Origin of the sequence: Micromonospora sp. NPDC093243 (assembly GCF_044753725.1) — a bacterium.
In the GTDB taxonomy this organism is placed as follows: domain Bacteria; phylum Actinomycetota; class Actinomycetes; order Mycobacteriales; family Micromonosporaceae; genus Micromonospora.
In genome coordinates this window covers 1-19,937 of sequence record NZ_JBIVNT010000006.1, presented here as the reverse complement: position 1 = coordinate 19,937, position 19,937 = coordinate 1, and the positions used below count along the sequence as shown (strand labels likewise).

The 19,937-nt window shown below is 71.0% G+C and carries 14 protein-coding genes; 4 read left to right on the top strand and 10 right to left on the bottom strand.

Annotated features, from left to right (window positions below; genetic code table 11):
* Nucleotides 1-19 precede the first annotated feature (19 nt).
* The gene (locus ACIP9D_RS20880; protein WP_350873691.1) at nucleotides 20-706 is read left to right on the top strand and encodes a putative N-acetylmannosamine-6-phosphate 2-epimerase; all 687 of its coding nucleotides are present in this window, start codon (nucleotides 20-22) and stop codon (nucleotides 704-706) included.
* Nucleotides 707-785: 79 nt separating this feature from the next.
* Here the strand turns inward: ACIP9D_RS20880 and ACIP9D_RS20875 are convergent, their stop codons facing one another.
* Both ACIP9D_RS20875 and ACIP9D_RS20870 read right to left on the bottom strand, forming a co-directional pair.
* Complete coding sequence (locus ACIP9D_RS20875) at nucleotides 786-1,241, bottom strand: SRPBCC domain-containing protein (RefSeq protein WP_350873690.1); 456 nt, start codon at nucleotides 1,239-1,241, stop codon at nucleotides 786-788.
* Nucleotides 1,238-1,600: a metalloregulator ArsR/SmtB family transcription factor gene (locus ACIP9D_RS20870; protein ID WP_350873689.1), complete on the bottom strand. Its 363-nt coding sequence runs from the start codon at nucleotides 1,598-1,600 to the stop codon at nucleotides 1,238-1,240. Before ACIP9D_RS20870 ends, ACIP9D_RS20875 begins: the two co-directional genes overlap by 4 nt.
* A 200-nt stretch (nucleotides 1,601-1,800) precedes the next feature.
* Between ACIP9D_RS20870 and ACIP9D_RS20865 the strand changes: the two genes are divergently transcribed.
* Nucleotides 1,801-2,235: a hypothetical protein gene (locus ACIP9D_RS20865; RefSeq protein ID WP_350873688.1), complete on the top strand. Its 435-nt coding sequence runs from the start codon at nucleotides 1,801-1,803 to the stop codon at nucleotides 2,233-2,235.
* Nucleotides 2,236-2,319: 84 nt separating this feature from the next.
* Here ACIP9D_RS20865 and ACIP9D_RS20860 read toward each other — a convergent pair whose 3' ends face one another.
* The 5 genes from ACIP9D_RS20860 to ACIP9D_RS20840 all read right to left on the bottom strand — a co-directional run bounded on the left by ACIP9D_RS20860 (nucleotide 2,320) and on the right by ACIP9D_RS20840 (nucleotide 13,357).
* Complete coding sequence (locus ACIP9D_RS20860; protein ID WP_350873687.1) at nucleotides 2,320-6,360, bottom strand: ThuA domain-containing protein; 4,041 nt, start codon at nucleotides 6,358-6,360, stop codon at nucleotides 2,320-2,322.
* A 141-nt stretch (nucleotides 6,361-6,501) separates the two neighbouring features.
* A complete protein-coding gene (locus ACIP9D_RS20855) occupies nucleotides 6,502-7,713 on the bottom strand; it encodes a multicopper oxidase domain-containing protein (RefSeq protein ID WP_350873686.1) in 1,212 nt (403 codons plus the stop codon).
* Nucleotides 7,710-8,672: a sugar phosphate isomerase/epimerase gene (locus ACIP9D_RS20850; protein WP_350873685.1), complete on the bottom strand. Its 963-nt coding sequence runs from the start codon at nucleotides 8,670-8,672 to the stop codon at nucleotides 7,710-7,712. Before ACIP9D_RS20850 ends, ACIP9D_RS20855 begins: the two co-directional genes overlap by 4 nt.
* 18 nt (nucleotides 8,673-8,690) lie before the next feature.
* Nucleotides 8,691-11,813, bottom strand: a complete 3,123-nt coding sequence (locus ACIP9D_RS20845) for an OmpL47-type beta-barrel domain-containing protein (protein ID WP_400450592.1) — start codon at nucleotides 11,811-11,813, stop codon at nucleotides 8,691-8,693.
* Between the two features lie 611 nt (nucleotides 11,814-12,424).
* Nucleotides 12,425-13,357 (bottom strand): diacylglycerol kinase family protein, encoded by a 933-nt coding sequence (locus ACIP9D_RS20840; protein WP_350873683.1) that lies wholly within the window; start codon nucleotides 13,355-13,357, stop codon nucleotides 12,425-12,427.
* Between the two features lie 136 nt (nucleotides 13,358-13,493).
* Here ACIP9D_RS20840 and ACIP9D_RS20835 point away from each other — a divergent pair, with 136 nt between their 5' ends.
* Complete coding sequence (locus ACIP9D_RS20835; RefSeq protein WP_350873682.1) at nucleotides 13,494-14,345, top strand: type II CAAX endopeptidase family protein; 852 nt, start codon at nucleotides 13,494-13,496, stop codon at nucleotides 14,343-14,345.
* A 37-nt stretch (nucleotides 14,346-14,382) separates the two neighbouring features.
* On the opposite strand, the gene htpG is transcribed toward ACIP9D_RS20835, so the two are convergent.
* The 3 genes from htpG to ACIP9D_RS20820 form a co-directional block, all read right to left on the bottom strand.
* Nucleotides 14,383-16,296, bottom strand: coding sequence for a molecular chaperone HtpG (gene htpG / locus ACIP9D_RS20830; protein ID WP_350873681.1), 1,914 nt, complete (start codon nucleotides 16,294-16,296; stop codon nucleotides 14,383-14,385).
* 187 nt (nucleotides 16,297-16,483) lie between these two features.
* Nucleotides 16,484-16,987, bottom strand: a complete 504-nt coding sequence (locus tag ACIP9D_RS20825) for a hypothetical protein (RefSeq protein ID WP_350873680.1) — start codon at nucleotides 16,985-16,987, stop codon at nucleotides 16,484-16,486.
* Between the two features lie 162 nt (nucleotides 16,988-17,149).
* A complete protein-coding gene (locus ACIP9D_RS20820; RefSeq protein ID WP_350873679.1) occupies nucleotides 17,150-18,949 on the bottom strand; it encodes a M28 family peptidase in 1,800 nt (599 codons plus the stop codon).
* Nucleotides 18,950-19,163: 214 nt separating this feature from the next.
* Between ACIP9D_RS20820 and ACIP9D_RS20815 the strand changes: the two genes are divergently transcribed.
* Nucleotides 19,164-19,631 carry a MarR family winged helix-turn-helix transcriptional regulator gene (locus ACIP9D_RS20815; RefSeq protein WP_350873678.1) on the top strand — a complete coding sequence of 156 codons (468 nt, stop codon included), beginning with the start codon at nucleotides 19,164-19,166 and terminating at the stop codon, nucleotides 19,629-19,631.
* Nucleotides 19,632-19,937 lie beyond the last annotated feature (306 nt).

Genomic DNA, 19,937 nt, shown 5'->3' with positions numbered 1-19,937 from the left:
CGGGAAGGGAGAGTCAGCGGTGAGTGTGCTCGACGAACTGGCCGGCGGGCTGGTGGTCTCCTGCCAACCGCTGCCCGACGACCCGGACGACCCGATGCGGGACCCGTACGTCCAGGCCCGGGTGGCCGCCGCGGTGGTGCGCGGCGGGGCGGTGGCGGTCCGGGCCAACGGACCGGCCGACATCCGGGCGATCCGCGCCGCCGTCGAGGTGCCGGTGATCGGGCTCTACAAGCACGGCAGCGCCGACGTCTTCATCACCCCGACGGCGGCGCACGCAGTCGAGGTGGCCCTGGCCGGGGCCGAGATCGTGGCGGTGGACGCCACCCACCGGCCCCGGCCGGACGGTCGGAGCTTCGCCGACACGGTCCGCGCGCTCCGCGACCGGACGGCGGCCCTGGTCCTCGCCGACGTCGCCACCGTGGCCGAGGGCGTCGCCGCCGTCGAGGCCGGCGCGGACGCGGTCGCCACCACGCTCGCCGGCTACACCCCGGCCCGCCCGCGCTCCGACGGCCCGGACCTGGCCCTGGTCGACCGGCTCGCCGCCACGGTCCCGGTGCCGGTGATCGCCGAGGGCCGGTACCGGGACGCGGAGCAGATCCGCCAGGCCTTCGCGGCTGGCGCCCACGCCGTGGTGATGGGCAACGCGATCACCTCGCCGCTGTGGCTCACCCGGCGACTGGTGGCGGCCACCGGCGCAGCGGGCTGACCGGCCGCCGTCGCGGTTGCGGTGCTCCCGGCGGCGGAAGCGCCCGGCGCGGAGTACGCCCCGACCCGCTTGGACGGCCTCAGGCCGTGGCCGCCGCGGTCAACTCGGCGGCCAGGGCGTCGAGCTGGCTGGCAGCGCCCTGTTGGCGCCAGGCCGGCTGCTCGTGGCCGTCGAGGAAGGTGCCCTGCTCGGTCAGGGACAGCCGGGTGCCGTCGCCGTCGGCGGTGAACTCCACCGTGGTGACCGAGACGGTGACCACGGTGCCGTCGGCCGCGAGCGTGGAGCTGCACACGATCCGCTGGCCGGGGACGATGTCGTGATAGCGGGACTCGAAGGTGAGCAGCTTGCCGTCGTGCCGGCCGCCCGCCCGCTCCCGGCCGCCAACCCGGAAGTCGAGCTCGTGCTCGGCGCCCGGGCCGGCGAACCACCGGGCCTTGACAGCCGGGTCAGCCCAGGCGGCGAAGACCGTGTCGGGCGGAGCGGCGTAGTGCCGCTCCAGGTTGAACGTCGAGTGGACGATCGCTGCGTCTGTCATCGTCGGTCCTCTCCTCCTGTTGTCAACTCCTCGGTGGCGTGCCCGGCCACGACGTCGTTGAGGCGGTCCAGCCGCCGCTCCCAGTCGGTCCGCTGCGCGGTGAGCCAGCCTTCGGCCGTGCGGAGCACGGCGGACTCGATCCGACAGGTCCGCACCCGGCCGACCTTCTCGGAGACGACCAGGCCACTGCTCTCCAGCACCTGGAGGTGTTGGAGCACCGCCGGCAGGGACATCTCCAGCGGGCGGGCCAGTTCGCTGACCGAGGCCGGCCCACGGACCAACCGCTGCACGATGTCGCGCCGGGACGGGTCGGCCAGCGCGTGGAAGACCCGGTCGAGTGACCCCTGATGGTTAGGCACTCTCTTAAGTTTCCAGAGCGCGACCCAATAGTCAAGTGATTGCTTAACCTTCTGCCCGGGCGATCCGCGCACTCCGGCCCGCCTGGGCAGCCTGGGGCGTTTGCCGGACCAGGTCGGGGGAAGACCCGGCCCACGCGACCCGCCACGCCGTGGTCTCCGCGATGCTGGCGGTACCGGGACAGACCGGAGGAGGAGCGAGGATGACCGCAGGCAGGAGCGCCGTCCCGGCGGGCAGCCGGCCGACCGGGGCCCGCAAGGCCACCGGGGCGAAGAAGGCTCCGATGAGCCGCAAGGCGGCGGCGAAGAAGGTCGCCGCCGCGACGAAGCGAGCCACCGGCGCGAGCGCGGCCAAGGCCCCCGGCGGCAAGCCCACGTCGACGACCACCCGCGTCGCCCGCAAGAAGGACACCTCTGCCACCACCGCCACGCCGACCCGCCGGCCAACGGCGAAGGCGGCGGCCGCGAAGAACGCCCCGCCCAAGAAGGCGCCGGCCACCAGAGCCGCGGCGAAGAAGGCGGCCGCGAAGAAGGCCGCGCCGACCCGGGCCCGCGCCACCTCCGCCACCAGGGCGCCGGCGAAGAAGGCGACCACCATGGAGTCGTTCGGCAACCGGCGTACGCCCCGCAAGGCCTGACCGCCGCCGCGCGCCGCATCGAGCCCGAACACGGCGGTGCCGGGCACGGAGGGTGGGTCCTCCGTACCCGGCACGCCATCTCGGTTACAGCTCGCGGACCCTCACGTCGCGGATCTCGATCAGGTCGTTGGTGCCGTGGTTCTGCAACCCGACGAACCCGCTGAGGAACTGGCGCAGGTCGGTCGGCGGGTCACCGGCGCGGGACGACGCCTTGCCCGGCGTGTTGTCGAACTCGTTGATCACCACGCCGTTCCGGATGATCGTGTAGTGCTGCCCCACCACCCGGACCTCGTAGTCGTTCCACTGGCCCTTCGGGGTGACCCGAGCCTGGTCCAGCGTGTTCGGGTCGAAGTTGTAGATCGAACCGGTCTTCTGCGACTCACCGGTCGGTCCGTCGTAGATCTGGATCTCGTGACCGCAGTAGATCGCCACCCAGGCCGGTGAGCCCGCGGCCGAGCCGACCTTGCCACACTCGGGCCGCTGGTCGACCGGCGTCCTCGGGTCTGGGAACCGGGTGAAGACACCGCCGTTGGCGTACGTGCTGCCGGTGGAGACGTCCCGGAACCTCATCCGGAGGGAGAAGTCGCCGAACTCGCTTCCCGCGTACCAGAGCATGCCCAGGCCACCGGAGCTGCGGATCGAGCCGTCACTCCGCAGCGCGAACGACCCGCTGGGCGCCTGCCGCCAGTCGGCCAGGGACTGTGCGGTGCCGTCGAAGATCGGGCGGTAGCCGGGGACCGTGCCGATCGTCGACTCCCTGGCCGCACGGTTCAGCCGGTTCCCGTCCTGCTTGTCGATCTCACCTGCGGCGCGCAACTGCGTGACCACGTCCTCGACGTGCCGGACGAACGCCCGGTGGTCGGCCCACTCACGCTCGTCGTCGATCAGGTCGTTCACCGTGCAACCGCCACCGACCGCGTAGTTGGGCACCCCGGTGTCGGTGTCGAGCATGCGCACGGTGGAACGGCTGTCCGGCACGGCACAGCCGACGCTGACCGGCAGGACGGTGGTCGCCACCTCGCCGTTGGCGTAGGTCACCTTGAGGGTGACCTGGTAGGAGCCGTAGTCGGCGTACCGGTGGGTGGGGTTGGCCTCCTGCGACTTGGCGCTGCCGTCGCCGAAGTTCCACTCCCAGGCCACGCCGCCGACCTTGGCGCTGGAGAACTGGATCATCGTCGGGTCGCTCTGCGCGACGGCCCGCACGCCGGCGTCACTCGGGTTCGGCGTCGCCGGTCCGCCGGTGTAGGCGATCCGGATCAGCTTCTGGTTGGGGTGCAGGCTGAAGAACCCGCCGGCGTAGTCGAGCATGTAGAGCGCGCCGTCCGGGCCGAACTTGGCGTCCATCCAGGACTGGAGCTGGTTGGCGCCGGTGCCGGAGCGGATGATGGCACGCAGGTCCTCGGCGAAGGCCGGCCGGCCGGCGTCCTTGACCGTCTTCGGGTCGACGGTCACGGCGATCCGGTTGTTGGCGTTGGACTGGTCACCGATGAACCACTTGTTGTCCCAGTACGCCGGCCATGCGACGCCGCTGGTGGTGTCGACCTTCTCCACCTGGTAGGTCGGGCCGTCCATGATGGCCTGGCCGCCGCCCTTGAGGTACGGCTCGGTGAAGGTCTCGTCGCCGAGCTTGTAGGTCGGCAGGCCGCTGCCGTCGGTCCGCTCCGGGTAGACCGGGCCGCCGCCCTGGGGCGAGAACCAGATCATGTTGTCCCGGGCCGGCGGGATGTCCACCAGACCGGTGTTGCGCGGCGACGTGTTCTTCAGGTTGTCGCAGTCGTACCAGCCGGTCAGGACGGTGGCGTCGGTGTTGCTGCGGTCCCGGTAGGGCTGCCGGTTGCCCATGCAGTACGGCCAACCCTGGTTGCCGGCGGAGGTGATGATGGTCGCCGTGTCGTACTTCGCCGGGCCCAGTTCCGGGCTCGGGGCTCCGGCGTCCGGGCCGACCCACGCGGCGGTCAGCCAGTCGTTGACCGGGTCCCAGGCGATCCGCGCGATGTTGCGGACGCCCATCACGTAGATCTCCGGACGGGTCTTGCCGCCGCCCTCCTCCTGTCCGGTGAACAGGTTGCCCGCCGGGATGGTGTACGTGCCGTCGGCCTCCGGGTGGATCCGCAGGATCTTGCCGTTGAGGTCGTTGGTGTTGCCGGAGGTACGCCGGGCGTCCTGGAACGAGACACCCTGGTACTCCTGCGTCCAGTTGTTGCCGGAGTAGCCGTCGGAGCCGCCGGAGGAGTTGCTGTCACCGGAGCCGATGTAGAGGTTGCCGGACTCGTCGAAGGTCATGCCGCCACCGGCGTGGCAGCAGCTGTGGATCTGGGTGTCCCAGGAGAGCAGGTCCTTGCGGGTGCCCTGGTCGAGGGTCTGCGTCGCCGCGTCGTAGGTGAACCGGGAGACGGTCCGCTTGCCGATCCGCTTCTCCCGGTCGATCGACTCGTGCGGCATCCAGTAGGCGTAGATCCAGCCGTTCTCGGCGAACTTCGGGTCCAGGGTGATGCCGACCAGACCCTCCTCGTTCTTCACCAGCTCGCTGCCACTGCCCCGGTTGCCCATCACGGGCAGCGTGGTGAGCAGCTTGACCTGCTTGGTCTCCGGGTCCCACTGGTGGATGGTGCCGCAGCCGAGGCCGACCTTCGGGTCGTCCCAGCTCACGATCGGCCCGCTCGGGCAGGCGGCCTTGCCGATGTAGAAGACCGTGCCGTCCTCGGCGACGGTCAGCCCGTGCGGCTCACCGACCTGGTCGAGCTGGCCCTGCTGGTTGGCCGCGGTCAGCCGGTCGATGCGGTAGTTCGCGGCGATGGTCGCCTGGCAGTCTCCCCGAACCATGCCGGTGGTCCACTTGATGGCGCCGGCCAGGTGCGACTGGAACTGGGTGTCGGAGCTCCAGCTCTCCGCGGTACGGCCCATGCCGGTGTAGAACGACCGGCCGCCGTCGTAGTCCTGGCACCAGGAGATCGGGTGGAAGGTGCCGTTGCCGCTCAGGCCGGCGTCGTAGGTGCCCTCCTCGACCTGCGCGACCGTGTGCACCTTGCCGACCGGGCTGGGGTCCCAGTTGATCCACTGGTCGGACCGCTTCGTGGTCAGCGGCATCCCCTTGTTGGCCGGGTGCTGCCGGTCGGTGAAGTCGACCACGGCCTGCTGCACGGTGCTGTCCGGCGGCGGGCCGGCGTCCGGCCCGATCAGCCACAGTTCGGCCAGCTGGAGCAGGGGCTCCCCGCTGTTCGCGGTGATGTTGAGCCGGTAGTGCTGGTAGGCCGTGGTGTTGGTGAAGCTGTACTGGTTGGTCTGGAACCGCTGCGCGAAGGTCTCGTTGCTGCGGGTGTCCAGGTCGGTCCAGGTGCTGCCGTCCTGGGAGCCCTGCAGGGTCCAGTTCTTCGGATCCCGCCCCGGCGAGTCGTTGGCGGAGGTGAGCGCGTACCGGCTCACCACCACCGGCTCCGCGAGCTTCGCCGCCAGCCAGCCGGTGGTCGTGCGGGCGAGCCACTTGCTGCTGGTCGACCCGTCGATCGCGTGCGCCGCGGTCTCGTTCGGCGGGTTCTCCCCGCTGGCGGTGGCCGACACGGGCCGCTCGGCGTTGGGCAGGCCGGCCGCCGGACGGGTGCCGATCAGGCCGGTGAACCAGGAGGACTGCGGCTGGGCGCGCGCCGCGTCGTGCACGCCGACGAAGCCGCCGCCGCCCTTGACGTACGCCTGGAAGGCCGCCTCCTGGGTGTCGTTGAGCGTCACCCCGTCGGCGGACAGGAACACCACGCCGCGGTAGCGGGTCAGGTTGGCGAAGGTGAACACGGCCGGGTCGGCGGAGACGTCGACGGTGAAGCCGTGTTGCCGGCCGAGTTTCTTGATCGCGGTGGCGGCACCGTCGACCGGGTCGTCCTGCTCGGCGGCCAGACCGTGGAAGACCAGCACCCGCACCGGCGCGGCGTCCACCGCCGGGGCGGGGGCCGCGGCGCTGGCGGGTACGGCGAGGGTGCCGAGCGCCAGCACGGTGCCGGCGGCCAGGGCGAAGATTCGACGGGGTAGACCGGGGCGGCGAGGCCCGGCCGTTACGGGATCAGGGCGAGTTCCGGTCGGTTCGAACCGGAAACGTCTGTGCCAGGGGGAGATCCGGGAATGGCGTGGGTTAGCCATCTCGACTCCTTCTCAGGTTGAAACGGACCTGGGATGACGAGGGTTGCCGGGGGTGGTGGCCGCTGATCCGGGGTGGATCCGCGGCCACCGCTTCCCTTCGGCCGGTGCGGTGCGGCCGCCGAGGAGGGCGACCGCCGACGGTCACTTGTGCTGGTGTGCTCCGGCGACGGCCGGCTCCGCGCCCGCGGCGCCGGCCGGAGCGGCACCGGTGGCGGCGGCGTGGTCGTGGCCACCACCGGGCGGCATGTTTCCGTTCTCGTCCAGGACGTGCAGCGTCGTGGACATGCCCGCGTCGGAGTGGAACTGCATGTGGCAGTGCAGCATCCAGTGGCCGGGACCGACCGACTCACCGGCGATGATCTGCACCCCGAACGAGTCACCCGGGCCGAGCGTCTTGTTGTCGACGATCGGGATCTGGTCGACTTCGGCGTTCGTGCCGCTCACCGCGCCGGTCCTGGTGTCCGCCCAGGAGTGCCCGTGCACGTGGAAGGTGTGCATGTCGTTGCCCATGCCGACGACGATGAACTCGACCCGCTCCCCCTTCTTGGCGACAAGGCAGGTGGGGCCCGGTTGCGGGTTGTCGTAGTCGCAGGTGTCGGCGGCCGCGCCCCGGCGCAGGTTGATGCTCTGCAGGTCACCGAAGACGGTCGTGTAGGTCCGGTCGGGTTTCGGATCGCCGGCTCGCCGTACGACCAGGCCGCCGAAGAGGCCGGCGCCGAGGCCCTTGGTGCCGTGCGGGCCGCCCACCACGTGGTCGTGGTACCACCAGTAGCCGGCGGTGCCCGGGGTCCCGGTGGTGCGGTTGCGCTTCTGCGCGAACCAGGTGTAGGTGCGCGACTGGCCGGGCGGCACGTACGAGAAGCTCTGCGCCGTGCCGTCGGACAGTTGGGTGTACTTCACCCCGTGCGCGTGCAGCGACACGCCCAGCGGATGGGTCGGATCGGTGCGCAGCGCCTCCAGGGTCGCCACGGGCACCTGGTTGTACAGGGTGATGGCGAGGCACTCCCCCTCGGTCATCTCCATCGTCGGGCCGGGGTAGGAGGCCGTCTCGGGGGTGAGTCCGTAACCGAGCCGGATCTGGTTGCCGTCCCGGGGCAGCTCCACCGCGTACAGCTTGATGCTGCGGTCCGGGCTGGCGCAGCCCTCGGGCCGCTCCGGGAGCAGGGCGGCGGTCCCGCCCGCGACCGCGAAGCCGCCCGCGCCCAGGAGGGTCACCACCACGATCGCGGCGACGACGAACATCCGGCGCGTGGTGGAGCCGGAACGGGCGGGGCGCGCCGGGCCGGCCTCCGGGGCCGGGCCAGCCTCCGGGGCCGGGCCGTCCTCGGTCAGCCGCCAGGCGGGGGCGCTCACTTGGTCCCCCGCAGGTTGCGCATCCGGCGGTAGCTGCGCGCCGCGGCGCCCAGCGAACCGGGCGGGTTGGGCTGGGCACTGGGCCCGGTGTCCTGCTCCCACAGGTACTCGAACCGACCACGGTTCTTCAGCTCACCGAAGAACTCGGTGAACGGAATGACACCGGCGCCGAACTCGACGTCGAGGTAGGAGTTGCCCTGCTGCGGGTCGGGCAGCGGGACGCCGTCCTTGACGTGGAACAGCGGGTAACGGTGCGGGTTGGCGTTGACGTAGTCGACCGGCCGGAAGCCCGGATACTTGCGGGCCCCGCCGTACGCCCACAGGATGTCCATCTCCAGGTACACGTAGCGCGGGTCGGTGAGCTCCAGGAACAGGTCGTAGAGCCGCACGTCGGGACGGTCGGTCGCGAAGCTGAACTCGATGGTGTGGTTGTGCTGGTAGAGCTTGATGCCCCGGGCGGCCGCGGCGGCGCCCCAGGTGTTGAACTCCGCCGCCGCCTTCTGGTAGCCGCTGATGGTGCGGTCGCCGGTGGGCGCCTGGGCGGTGCCGAGGGCGGGCATGCCGAGGGTCTCGGCGATGTCCAGTTCCTGCTCCAGGTTCGCGCGGAAGTCGCCCAGGCCACGGTGGCTGCCGGCCGCCTTGAGGCCGTTGTCGTCGAGCAGCTTGCGGATCTGCTGCGGGGTGATGGTGCCGACGTCGCCCTGGGTGTAGCCGGCGAACTCGACCTCCCGGTAGCCGATCCGGGACAGCTCGTCGAAGACGTACGCGAACCCGAACTGGGAGATCTTGTCGCGGACGCTGTAGAGCTGGATGCCCATGTGCCCCTGCGGGATCAGCCGGCCCCGGCCGCCGGCGGCGGAGGCGGGAAGGGCTCCGGCGAGGCTGGCCGCGCCGACCGCGACCGTGGAGCCGGCGAGCCCACGCAACAGGGCTCGACGATCGATTCTCTGCTTTGCCATTGGTGGTGTTCCCTTCGCTCAGTTGCCGGCGGAGGCCGGGGTCAGCGGGGCGATACGGACGTCACGGAAACTGATGACGTCGGTGGCGCCGTGGTTCTGCAGACCGATGTATCCGCTGGCGCTCTGCCGGCCGGCCCCACCGGGGTCGTCGGATCGGGGCGGGTTGAAGACAGCGCCCGGAGGGTTGAGGTACTCGTTGATCAGCTCGCCGTTACGGAAGATCGACCAGTGCTGGCCGACCACCCGGATCTCGTAGTCGTTCCACGAGCCCTTCGGCGTGACCCGCGCCCCGGTGAGGTCCACCCCGTCGAAGCCGTACACCGAACCGCTCTTGTACTGGTCGCCGTCGGGCCGGTCGTAGATCTGCAGCTCGTGGCCGTACTTGATGGCCACCCACTCGGGCCGGGACTCGTCGGGGTGCTGGTGGACCTGCGGGAAGCGGGCGAAGACGCCGCTGTTGGCGCGGCCGTCGCCGGGCGCGTCGTCGCGCCACTGCAGCTTCAGTGAGAAGTCCCCGTAGGTCTGCTTCGGGAACCAGAGCATGCCCATGCCCGGGACGGCTCTGCTGGTGATCGACCCGTCGGCGTTGCGCAGGAAGCCGCCTCCGCCGACGTGCTCCCACTGCTTGAACGAGGCGGCGGTGGAGTCGAGCAACGGCAGGTAACCGTTCTTGGCCTCCGACTTGCCGACGCCGGAGCGGCGGGCCGCGTCGACGAGCTTGTTGCGCTCCTTCTGGCTCAGCACCTCGAGGTGGACCAGGTGCTCGGCGATCAGCTTGACGTGGTCGACGAACTCGGCGTGGTCGCGCCAGGTCCGCTGGCCGTCGAAGAGGTTGTTGATCGTGCAGTCACCCTCGACCGGCCGGTTCGCCACGCCGCTGTCCAACGTGCCGAACCACACGGTCGGCCGGGTGTCCGGCACCCGGCAGTTCACCCCGGATCCGCTCGCGATCACGGTGAAGGTGATCGAACCGGTGCCCGAGGTGTTGCCGACCTTGTCGGTGGCCCGGAAGCTGAGCGTGTGCTCGCCGGGCTGGTCGACGGTGGTCGGGCGGGCGTAGCGGACATACTCGCCGCCGTCGAGGGCGTACTCGATCCGGTCGACTCCGCTGCCGGCGTCGAAGGCGAACAGGGTCAACGTGGCGCTGCCGAGGTAGGCCCCCTCGCCGTCGACCTGGCCGGACACCGAGGCGGTGACCGTGGGCGCGGTCGTGTCGTCCGACGGGGGCGCGACCACGGTGAACGACACGCTCTTCACCGTCGAGGTGTTGCCCGCCTTGTCGGTGGCCCGGTAGTTGACGGTGTGCTGACCCGGCTGGTTCACCGTCACCGGCGCGGAGTAGAGGGCGTACGGCTGCCCGTCGAGCGAGTATTCGATCTTGTCGACGCCCGAACCGGCGTCGGTCGCCGTCACCACCACGGTGGCGCTGCTGACGAACGCTCCGTCGCCGTTCTTCTGACCGTGCAACACGGCGGACGTGGTCGGCGCCGTGGTGTCCTGCGGCGGGGGCGCCGCCACGGTGAACGACACCGACTGCACGGACGAGGTGTTGCCCGCCTTGTCGGTCGCCCGGTAGTTGACGGTGTGCTGACCCACCGTGTTGACGCTCACCGGCGCCGAGTAGGTGGCGTAGGCGCCGCCGTCGAGCGAGTACTCGATCTTGTCCACACCGGACTCGGTGTCGGTGGCCGACAACGTCACCGTGGCACTGCCCACGTACGCGCCCGCGGCGTCCTGCTGACCGGCGACCGAGGCCGAGGCGGTCGGCGCCGTGGTGTCCCCCGGCGACGGCTCCACCACCGTGAACGACACGCTCTTCACCGCCGAGGTGTTGCCCGCCTTGTCGGTGGCCCGGTAGTTCACCGTGTGCTCGCCCGGCTGGTTCACCGGCACCGGCGCCGAGTAGACGGCGTAGGGCTGCCCGTCGAGCGAGTACTCGATCGTGTCCACGCCCGAACCGGCGTCGGTCGCCGCCAGCATCACCGTGGCACCGCCGACATACGCGCCGTCACCGTTCTGCTCACCGTGCACCATGGCGTCCGTGGTCGGCGCGGTGGTGTCGTCCGACGAGGGCGGGACCACGGTGAACGACGCCGACTGCACGGGCGAGGTGTTGCCCGCCTTGTCGGTCGCCCGGTACGTCAGCGTGTGCTGACCCACCGCGTTGACGCTCACCGGGGCCGAGTAGGTGGCGTAGGCGCCGCCGTCGAGCGAGTACTCGATCTTGTCCACGCCGGACTCGGTGTCGGTGGCCGACAGCGTGGCGGTGGCACTGCCCACGTAGTTGCCGTCGGCGTCCTGCTGGCCGGAGAGCGACGCGGTCACGGTGGGTGCGGTGGTGTCGTCGGGCGCGGGCGCGGCCACGGTGAACGACACGGTCTGCACCGCCGAGGTGTTGCCCGCCTTGTCGGTGGCCCGGTAGCTGACCGTGTGCTCGCCCGGCTGGCTCACCGTCACCGGCGTCGAGTAGACGCCGTACGCTCCGCCGTCCAGCGAGTACTCGATCTTGTCCACGCCCGAGTCGCTGTCCGTCGCCGAGAGGTTCACGGTGGCGCTGCCCACGTACGCGCCGGTGCCGTCCTGCTCGCCGGTCACCTCGGCCGACGCGGTCGGCGCGGTGGTGTCCGAGCTTCCGCCGGACACCTCCAGGAGGCCGGTCATACTGCCGTGGCCGGGAATCGCGCAGAAGTACCGGTAGGTACCCGGGGAGAGCACCACGTCGACGGTCCACCGGCCGCCGTTGGCGTCGTTCGGGTCGGCCAGGATGTTCACGTCGACGTCGCTGTTGTACGCCGGGTTACCGGTGTCGAAGGTCAGGGTGTGCTGCATGCCGGTGGTGTTGCCGGTCGCGGCGCTGTTCTCGAAGACGAGCGTCGCCGGCCCGGCCACCGCGGTGGTGGGGGCCGAGCGGTACGCCAGGAAGTTGTCGCCGGCGGTCCAGGTGAGCACCTGGGCCTGCAGCTGACGCGGCTGGGCCGTGGGGGCGGCTGAGGTCGACCGTTCCGGATCGACGGGGCGCGCGCTCGCGGGCACCGCCACCACTCCGGCGGTCACCCACACCAGGGCGGCCGTGGCGACGGCCGCTATCGATCTCCGGAGCCGGCCCGGCCGGAGCCGGGCGGGGGGTGTGTACCCGTTCATCTATGCCTCTCTCCCAGGTTCGAGGCGCGCCGGGCGGGAGCAGGCAGCCCCCCGTCAGGTCACCTCTGTCCAGATGTGTCGCCGAGCGACCATCCGCTTGGCCCCTCCCGGCCGCACGGAGCCCCGGCCGTGGCGGTGCCACGGCCGTCCGGTGTGTGGATGGAGTAAGCCCGGATCAGTGCGCGAGCCGGATCGCACGCGTCATCGGGCGTGTTCAGCGTGGAGCTGACGGGGTGGTGGTGCCACGCCTCGCAGCTGGCGGGGCGCCATCGAGAGCGGGACGAACGAGGGTCGACCCGCGGCGCGTCTCCGCACCGGGTCGCCGGGTGTGCCGCTGACCCCCGTGGTGCCGTCCCTGGTCGGGTCGGCGATCGCCGGACGGGTTGCGCCGCCCGGAGACCAATCGATCGAGATCTACCGCGCCGCCGGTTCGTCTCGATGAAACATATTGATGTGCACCGACACTACTAAGTTGGCCCCATCGTGTCCAGGCCTTTCGTCGGCCCTCGCCGTACTTTTCTCTGAACCGACGAAAGTCTCCGACGAGGTCGACAACCGAGGCGTCAGAAAGCGCCAGAGGTCCACAGGGGACGGAAGCCGGGCCCGGTTGGTCAGGCGCGGGGCTCGGGACAGCAGACGGTCAGCGCGGCGGGAACCGAGCGGACCTTGAGTTTCTGGACCGCGTCACGCGCCCCGCCGTCGAGCTCGTACGTCCGCGGCGCGGCGAAGCGGACCGTCACCCGGCGGCCCCGGGTGATCCGGACGAAGGGCGAGTCGGTCGACCGGCCGGCCGCCATCCGGCCGAGGGTACGGGCCCAGTCGATCGCCCCGCTCGCGGTCGACACGCCCACCTCCAGGCAGCCGTCATCGGGACGGGCGTCGTCGAAGGCGGGGATGCCACCGGTGATCGTGCCGACGTTGCCGAAGAGCACGCAGCTCGCCTCGCCGTCGAACCAGGTGACCCCGTCCACCCGGATCCGGGTGCGCACCAGCTCGCCCCGGACGTGCCGCAGCCCCGTCCAGACGTACGCGAGCCTCCCGAGCCGGCCCTTGAGATCGCGGTCCGCCTCGCGGATCAGGTCGCCGTCGAACCCCGCGCCGGCCATCACCGCGAAGTGCTCGCCGTTGAGCCGGCCCAGGTCGAGGCGCCGCCGCCGACCGTGCAGACCGATCCGGACCGCCTCCGCCAGGTCCTCGGGGATGCCGAGGTTGGCGGCGAAGAGGTTCGCGGTGCCGGCGGGCAGGATCGCCATCGGCGTCCCCGAGCCGGCCAGGGCGTCGGCGCAGCGCTGCACCATGCCGTCCCCACCCCAGACGAAGACCAGCCCGGCACCCTTCTTCAGCGCCTTGCGCACCTTCTTCGGCGCCTTGCGGCTCTTCGGCACCTCGTACCAGAGCAGGTCGTCGACACCGGCGCCGAGGAGCGTCGCCCGCAGCTCGTCGAGGCCGCCGCCGAGGCTCTTGCGTCGGTGGGCGACCACCGCGACCGTGCCCACCGGGGCGGCGGTCGGGGTCGGGACGGGGGCGACGCTGCTCGTGCTCATGTCCGGCGGTGTTACCCAGTCCGCGAACCCGGCAAGCGTGGGTCACCGGCGGTGACCGCGCCCGCCACACTGGGGTGGCCCGCTTCCCGGCGACGCGGGGCGCCGCCTCGGCCGCTCCCCCGGAACGGAGACCGCGATGAGCCCGCCCTCACCCGCCCACCAGCCCCGGCTCGCCATGCCCTGGCGGGTGGGACTCGTCTTCGTGGCCGTCACCGCCGCGCTGATCGTCATCACCCCGGTGGCCCGCTCCCCCTTCGGGGTGGCTCCGGACGAGTACCACCGCGGGGCGCACGCCCTGCGGGCCCTGCTCACCGCCGTCGTGCTGTGCGGCATCGCGGTGCTGGCGTGCCGGTGGCTGGACCGGCGTCCGCTGGCACAGCTGGGCGTCGCCGGGCGTGGCGCCGTACGGATGGCACTCGTCGGCGCCGCGATATGGCTGCTGCCGGCGTTGTTCGCGATCGCCGGCTGCGTGGCGCTCGGCTGGGTGCGGATCGACCTGCTCCACTCCCCGGCCGCGCTCCTGCTGCTGGTGGCCACGCAGATCGTGCTCGTGTTCCTGCTCGAGGCGCTGCCGGAGGAGCTCGTCTTCCGGGGCTATCTGTTCGTCAACCTCGCCGAGCGGCTGCGCCGGTGGGGAACGATCCTGGCGCAGGCCGCCCTCTTCGCCGCGTGGGGTGTGCTGGTCGGCGCGGTCGACGACCCGGTGCGCCTGGCCGTCTTCCTCGGCTTCGGTGTCGGCCTGGGATACCTGCGCGCGCTCACCGGCACCATCTGGGCCGGTGTGGGCCTGCACGTGGCGTTCCAGACCGTCGCCCAACTGCTCAGCGGCACGCAGGTGCCGGCCTTCTCCGTGACCGGGTTCGGTGTGCTCACGTTCCTCGCGCTCGGCGTCGTGCCGTTCGGCGTGGGCCTGCCGATGCTGGAGCGCCTGCTGCGCAGCCGGCCGGCGTGGCTGCCCGGGGCCGCCGCGTCCGCGCCCTTGAGGTGAGCGGTGGGGAACCCGCCGGGTCCCCCACCGCTCGCGCTCAGATCGTCCGGGCCAGCCGGTCGGCCAGGATCCGGGTGAACCGGGACGGGTCGGCCAGCTCCCCGCCCTCGGCGAGCAGGGCCATGCCGTACAGCAGCTCGGCGGTCTCCCGCAGCTCGGCCTGGTCGCCGCCCTGCTCGTGCGCCTTGCGCAGCCCCGCCACCAGCGGGTGCCCGGGGTTCAGCTCCAGGATCCGCTTGACCGACGGCACCTCGTGCCCCATCGCCCGGTACATCTTCTCCAGCGTCGGGGTGAGGTCGTGGGCGTCGCCGACCACGCAGGCCGGCGAGGTGGTCAGCCGCGACGAGAGGCGGACCTCCCGGACGCTGTCGGCGAGCGCGCCGGCCATCCAGGTCAGCAGCTCGGCGTGCTCCTTGCGCTGCTGCTCCCGCCCGGCCTCGGCCTGCGTACGCTCCTCGTCGGTGTCCAGGTCGACCTCGCCCTTGGCGATCGAGCGCAGCGGCCTGCCGTCGTACTGGCCGACCCGTTCGACCCACACCTCGTCGACCGGGTCGGTGAGCAGCAGCACCTCGTGCCCCTTGGCCCGGAACGCCTCCATGTGCGGTGAGTTCTCCAGCATGGCCCGGGACTCCCCGGCGGCGTACCAGATGTCGCTCTGGCCGTCCTTCATCCGCTCGACGTAGCCGCGCAGGTCGGTCGGCTCGGCCGGGTCGTGCGTGGAGGCGACGCTGACCAGCTCCAGCAGGGTGTCCCGGTTCTCCGTGTCGTCGATCAGGCCTTCCTTGACCACCGCGCCGAACTCGGTCCAGAAGGTCCGGTACCGCTCCGCGTGGTTGGCCTTCAGGTCCTTGACGGTCGCCAGAATCTTCTTCACCAGCCGCCGCCGGACGGCCTGGATCTGGCGGTCCTGCTGGAGGATCTCCCGGGAGATGTTCAACGACAGGTCGTGCGCGTCCACCACGCCCTTGACGAAGCGCAGGTAGCCGGGCATCAGCTCCTCGCAGTCGTCCATGATGAAGACCCGCTTGACGTAGAGCTGCACGCCGCGGCGACCCTGCGGGGCGAAGAGGTCCAGCGGCGCGTGCGCGGGGATGAAGAGCAGCGCCTCGTACTCGAAGGTGCCCTCACCACGCATGTGCACGATCTCCAGCGGATCGGCCCAGTCGTGGCTGACGTGCTTGTAGAACTCGTGGTACTCGGCCTGGTCGACCTCGTCGCGGCTGCGCGCCCAGAGCGCCTTCATCGAGTTGAGCGTCTGCACCTCGCGGGTGCTGGCCCCGTCCTCGCCGGAGCGCTCAACGGTCATCCGGATCGGCCAGGCGATGAAGTCGGAGTAGCGCTTGACGATCTCCCGGATCGTCCACTCGGCGGTGTAGTCGTGCAGGTTGTCCTCGGCGTCGGCCGCCTTGAGGTGCAGGGTCACCGTGGTGCCCTGCGGGGCGGCGTCGACCGGCTCGATCGAGTAGGTGCCCTCGCCGCTGGACGACCAGCGGGTGCCGCTCTCCTCGCCGGCCTTGCGGGTCAGCAGCTCGACCCGGTCGGCGACCATGAACGCGGCGTAGAAGCCGACCCCGAACTGCCCGATCAGCTCCTGCGAGGCGGCGGCGTCGGCGGACTCGCGCAGCGTACGCAGCAGCTCGGCGGTGCCCGACTTGGCGATGGTGCCGATCACCGAGACCACCTCGTCGCGGCTCATCCCGATGCCGTTGTCCCGCACGCTCAGGGTGCGCGCGTCCCGGTCGACCTCGATCTCGATGTGCAGGTCGGAGGCGTCGACGTCGAGGTCCTTGTCGACCAGGGAGGTCAGCCGCAGCTTGTCCAGCGCGTCGGAGGCGTTCGAGATCAGTTCACGGAGGAAGACGTCCTTGTTCGAGTAGATCGAGTGGACCATCAGCTGGAGCAGCTGACGCGCCTCGGCTTGGAACTCCAACGTCTCGACCGGGTTGCCCACACCGTCTCCCTTCCCTCGTCGCGTGGTGGCTTCGCGGAAAGGATACGAGTCGTCACCGAACGGGTCGCGGGGGCGTCCGCGGTCGCCGCCCGCCGGAGACGGCGCCCCGGCGCGGGGCCGCCGCCGGAGAACTCCGGCGGCGGCCGTCACCCGGTCAGCTCCGGCCGGGCGTGCTGCGTGCCGGGTGTCAGCAGCCGCAGGTGTAGAAGAGGATGTCCCAGTGGCTGCCCTCCTTGGTGTAGAGGTTCCCGGAGGCCGCCCGGTACTGGTATCCGAAGCCGGCGATGTAGCCGAGGTACGTGTAGTGCGACGAGATGTAGTTCTGGATGCAGGTGCTCAGCGCGATGTCGAGCTTGTAGCCGTTCCAGTGGCTGTAGGTGCCGCTGGCATGGCCGACCTCGGTGCCGGCGGTGATGGTGACCGCGCAGCCGCTGGCCCGTTTGAAGGTGATGATGCCGTCGATGGTGGCCTGCCGGACGCCGTCGAACGAGGTGCAGGTGGCAACGTTGCGGTTGCTGCAGTTGCCGCTGGAGGTCCACGAGATGTTGGCGGCGCGCAGCTGCGAGGTGGCGCTGGAGTGGCTGATGGCGAAGGCCGGGCTGGCGAGCCCGAGCGCCGCGCCGAGCGTGGCGAGGGTGGCCACGACCACGGTGAGCACGCGGCGGCGCAGGGTGGTTCGGGTGGACGACATGGGTCTCCCGTTCGCTCAGGGGGTTGGGAATGTGCGAAGCAGGAGGCCGGCCTTGCAGAATTTCTACCATAAATAGATGTGTGTGAATATGTGGCGGCCGGCCACGGTTCACCGGGACGCGATGTCCACCCCAGCCATCCCGTGCCCGGCCGCCGGCCGTGCTCAGCTCGCCTGGAGTGTCACGTCGTCGATCACGAAGCTGGTCTGCAGCGAGGAGTCCTCGGTGCCGGTGAAGGTCAGGCTCAGCGTCTGACCGGCGTACGCCCCGACGTTCAGGGTGCGCTGCACGTAGCCGGCCGCGGCGTTCAGGTTGGACCAGGTCGCCAACGTGGTGCTGCCGAGCCGCACGGTGAGCCGGTCGTACGCGGTCGAGGTCGTGGTCTCGGCGGTGTCGATGTGCAGCCAGAAGGTCAGCGTCGAGGCGGTGCAGCCGGCCGGCAGCGTCACCGACTGGGCCAGGGTGTCGGTGCGGGTGCGGCCGTACCCGTCCAGCCACGCCTTGTAGGAGCCGGTCCGGGCCGGTTGGTCGGCCGAGTTGGTGATCACGCCGGAGGTCGCCGTCCACGGGCTGGTGCCGCTCTCGAACCCGCCGTTGCCGATCAACTGGCCGCCGGCGCAGCCGCCGGTGCCGGTCACGGTGAGCGTGTACGTGGCGGTCCGGGTCACCGAGCCGGTGCCGGTCACGGTGATGGTGAAGGCGCCGGTGGTGCCGGTCGCGGACGCCGTCAGCGTCATCGTCGCCGAGCCGCCCGAGGTCACCGACGACGGGCTGAACGAGACCGTCACACCGTTGGGCGCTCCCGAGGCGGAGAGCGCGACCGGCTGTGCGGCGCCAGCGGTGGTGGCGGTGCTGACGGTCGCGGTCCGGGAGCCGCCCCGCGCGACACTGCCCGAGGTCGGGCTCACCGAGACGGAGAAGTCACTGCCGGGGGTGCCGCTGCTGACCGCGAGCTGCCAGATGGCGTACGCGACACCGTCGGCGGCCCGGTTCAGCACGGTCGCGCTGATGTTGCTGCTGGTGTCGCAGGCCCGGTGGTAGCACGGGTCGTACGACGCGTTGGCCGTACCACCCCACTTGGCCGCCTGCGTGCTGGTCTTGCGGGCGCTGGCGCCCGCGGCGTAGCCCGAGGTCGGGATGCCGGCCTGCTGGAACGGGTAGTCGTCGGAGCGTCCCTGCCCCTCGACGTTCTCCTCCGGCTGCAGACCGAGCGAGTCCCAGTACGCCTTCAGCGGCGCGGCGGTGGTGGAGGTGAGCCGGTTGATGAAGTATCCGCCGTTCGTCGACCCGACCATGTCGAAGTTGTAGTAGCCCTTGATGTAGCCGCGCTGCGTCGCGCTCAGCGAGTTGACGTAGAACCGAGAGCCGTTGAGCCCCTGCTCCTCGTCGGTCCACCAGGCGAACCGGACCCGCTTGGTCATCGTCGGGTTCTGCTGGGCGAGCACCAGGGCGTTCTCCAGCAGGCTGGCCGAGCCGGAGGCGTTGTCGTTGATGCCCGGACCGGCCGAGACGCCGTCCAGGTGCGCGCCGAACATGACCACCTGGTCGGCCGGGCCGCCCGGCCACTCCGCGATCAGGTTGTTCGACGGGTACGTGCAGGACGAGCAGTACTGCTCCGAGACCGTGTAGCCGGCGGCCTGGAGTCGACTCTTGACGTAGCTGACCGACGCCGTGTAGCCGGCGGAGCCGGCCCGCCGATTGCCGCCGTTGCTGGTGGCGATGCTGTTGAACTGGGTCAGGTGCGCCTGCAGGTTGGTCACCGAGATGTCCGGCGCCGCCAGCACCGCGGCTGCGGTCCGTGCCGGGGCTGCGGGCATGGCGGCGGGAGCGGCGGCTGCGGCGATCGGTCGCACGCCAGCCGGACCTGCGGACGGGGACGCCTCCACCGGTTGGGCGGCCAGCGTCACCGTCAGTCCAGCGCACACGACGAGCGCGAGCCGCGTGCGCATCGTTCTACCTCTCATGAGGGCTCCTCGGGGTCGGAGGGAGCTAGACAGTGACACATGTCGATACATTGGAGCAACGGTCGTTCGTCCGGAACCGGCCCGACGCCGGTCTTGTCGTTCTTGACCTCAACCACGATTGAGGTTCTACGTTGGCCCGGTCGCTGATCCGCGAAGCCACGTCGCTGGCCCACAAGCCAGTCGCTGGTCCGCAAGCCAACAGGAGACGACGCGCATGACGACGCAGCACCTTTCCGATGCCGAGCTCGCGGCTCAGCCTGCCGCGTACTGGACCGGGGTGGCCTACGAGGCCCTGATCGCCTTCACCCGCGCCCGGCAGGCCGAGTTCGGCTTCACCCAGCCCCAGTTCTGGCTGCTGCGCAACCTGTCGAAGAACGACATCTCCCCCGACGGGCGCGGCATGACCATCGCCGAGCTCCGGCAGGCGATGAGCAGCTACCTCAGATCCGAGGACGACCTGGAGGCGGAGTCGGCGGTGCTACTGGACCGGGGTTGGCTCACCCGGGACGGCGAGGGACGGCTGTGGATCACCGAGGCGGGCGACGAGGCCCGCGCCGATCTCAAGAAGCACGCCCCCGCGATCCGCGACCGCATCCACCACGGCATCGACGACGCCGACTACGTCACGGCGCTGAAGGTGCTCCAGCAGATGATCCGGAACACGGGCGGCCCGGTGAGCTAGCCGACGGGCCACCGCAGCCGGCATCAGCGTCGTCGGGCACGCCGCCGCCCGGTACGCCGGCGACCCGCTGCGCCGAGACGACGGCCGGCCGTCGCGGGGCCAGCCTTTCGGCAATGGGACGACGAGAAGGCCGGCCCGTTGTGGGCCGGCCTTCTGCATGGGAGATGCCGGAAGGGCCGGTCCCCGTGGTGGGGTCCGGCCCTTTCGGTGTTTTGCGGTGTTCGTTTGTTGTTCGGGTCAGCTGGTGGAGTAGCCGCGGGTGGCGATCCAGTCCGCGAGGTGCTCGGTGCTGATCCAGTAGGAGGC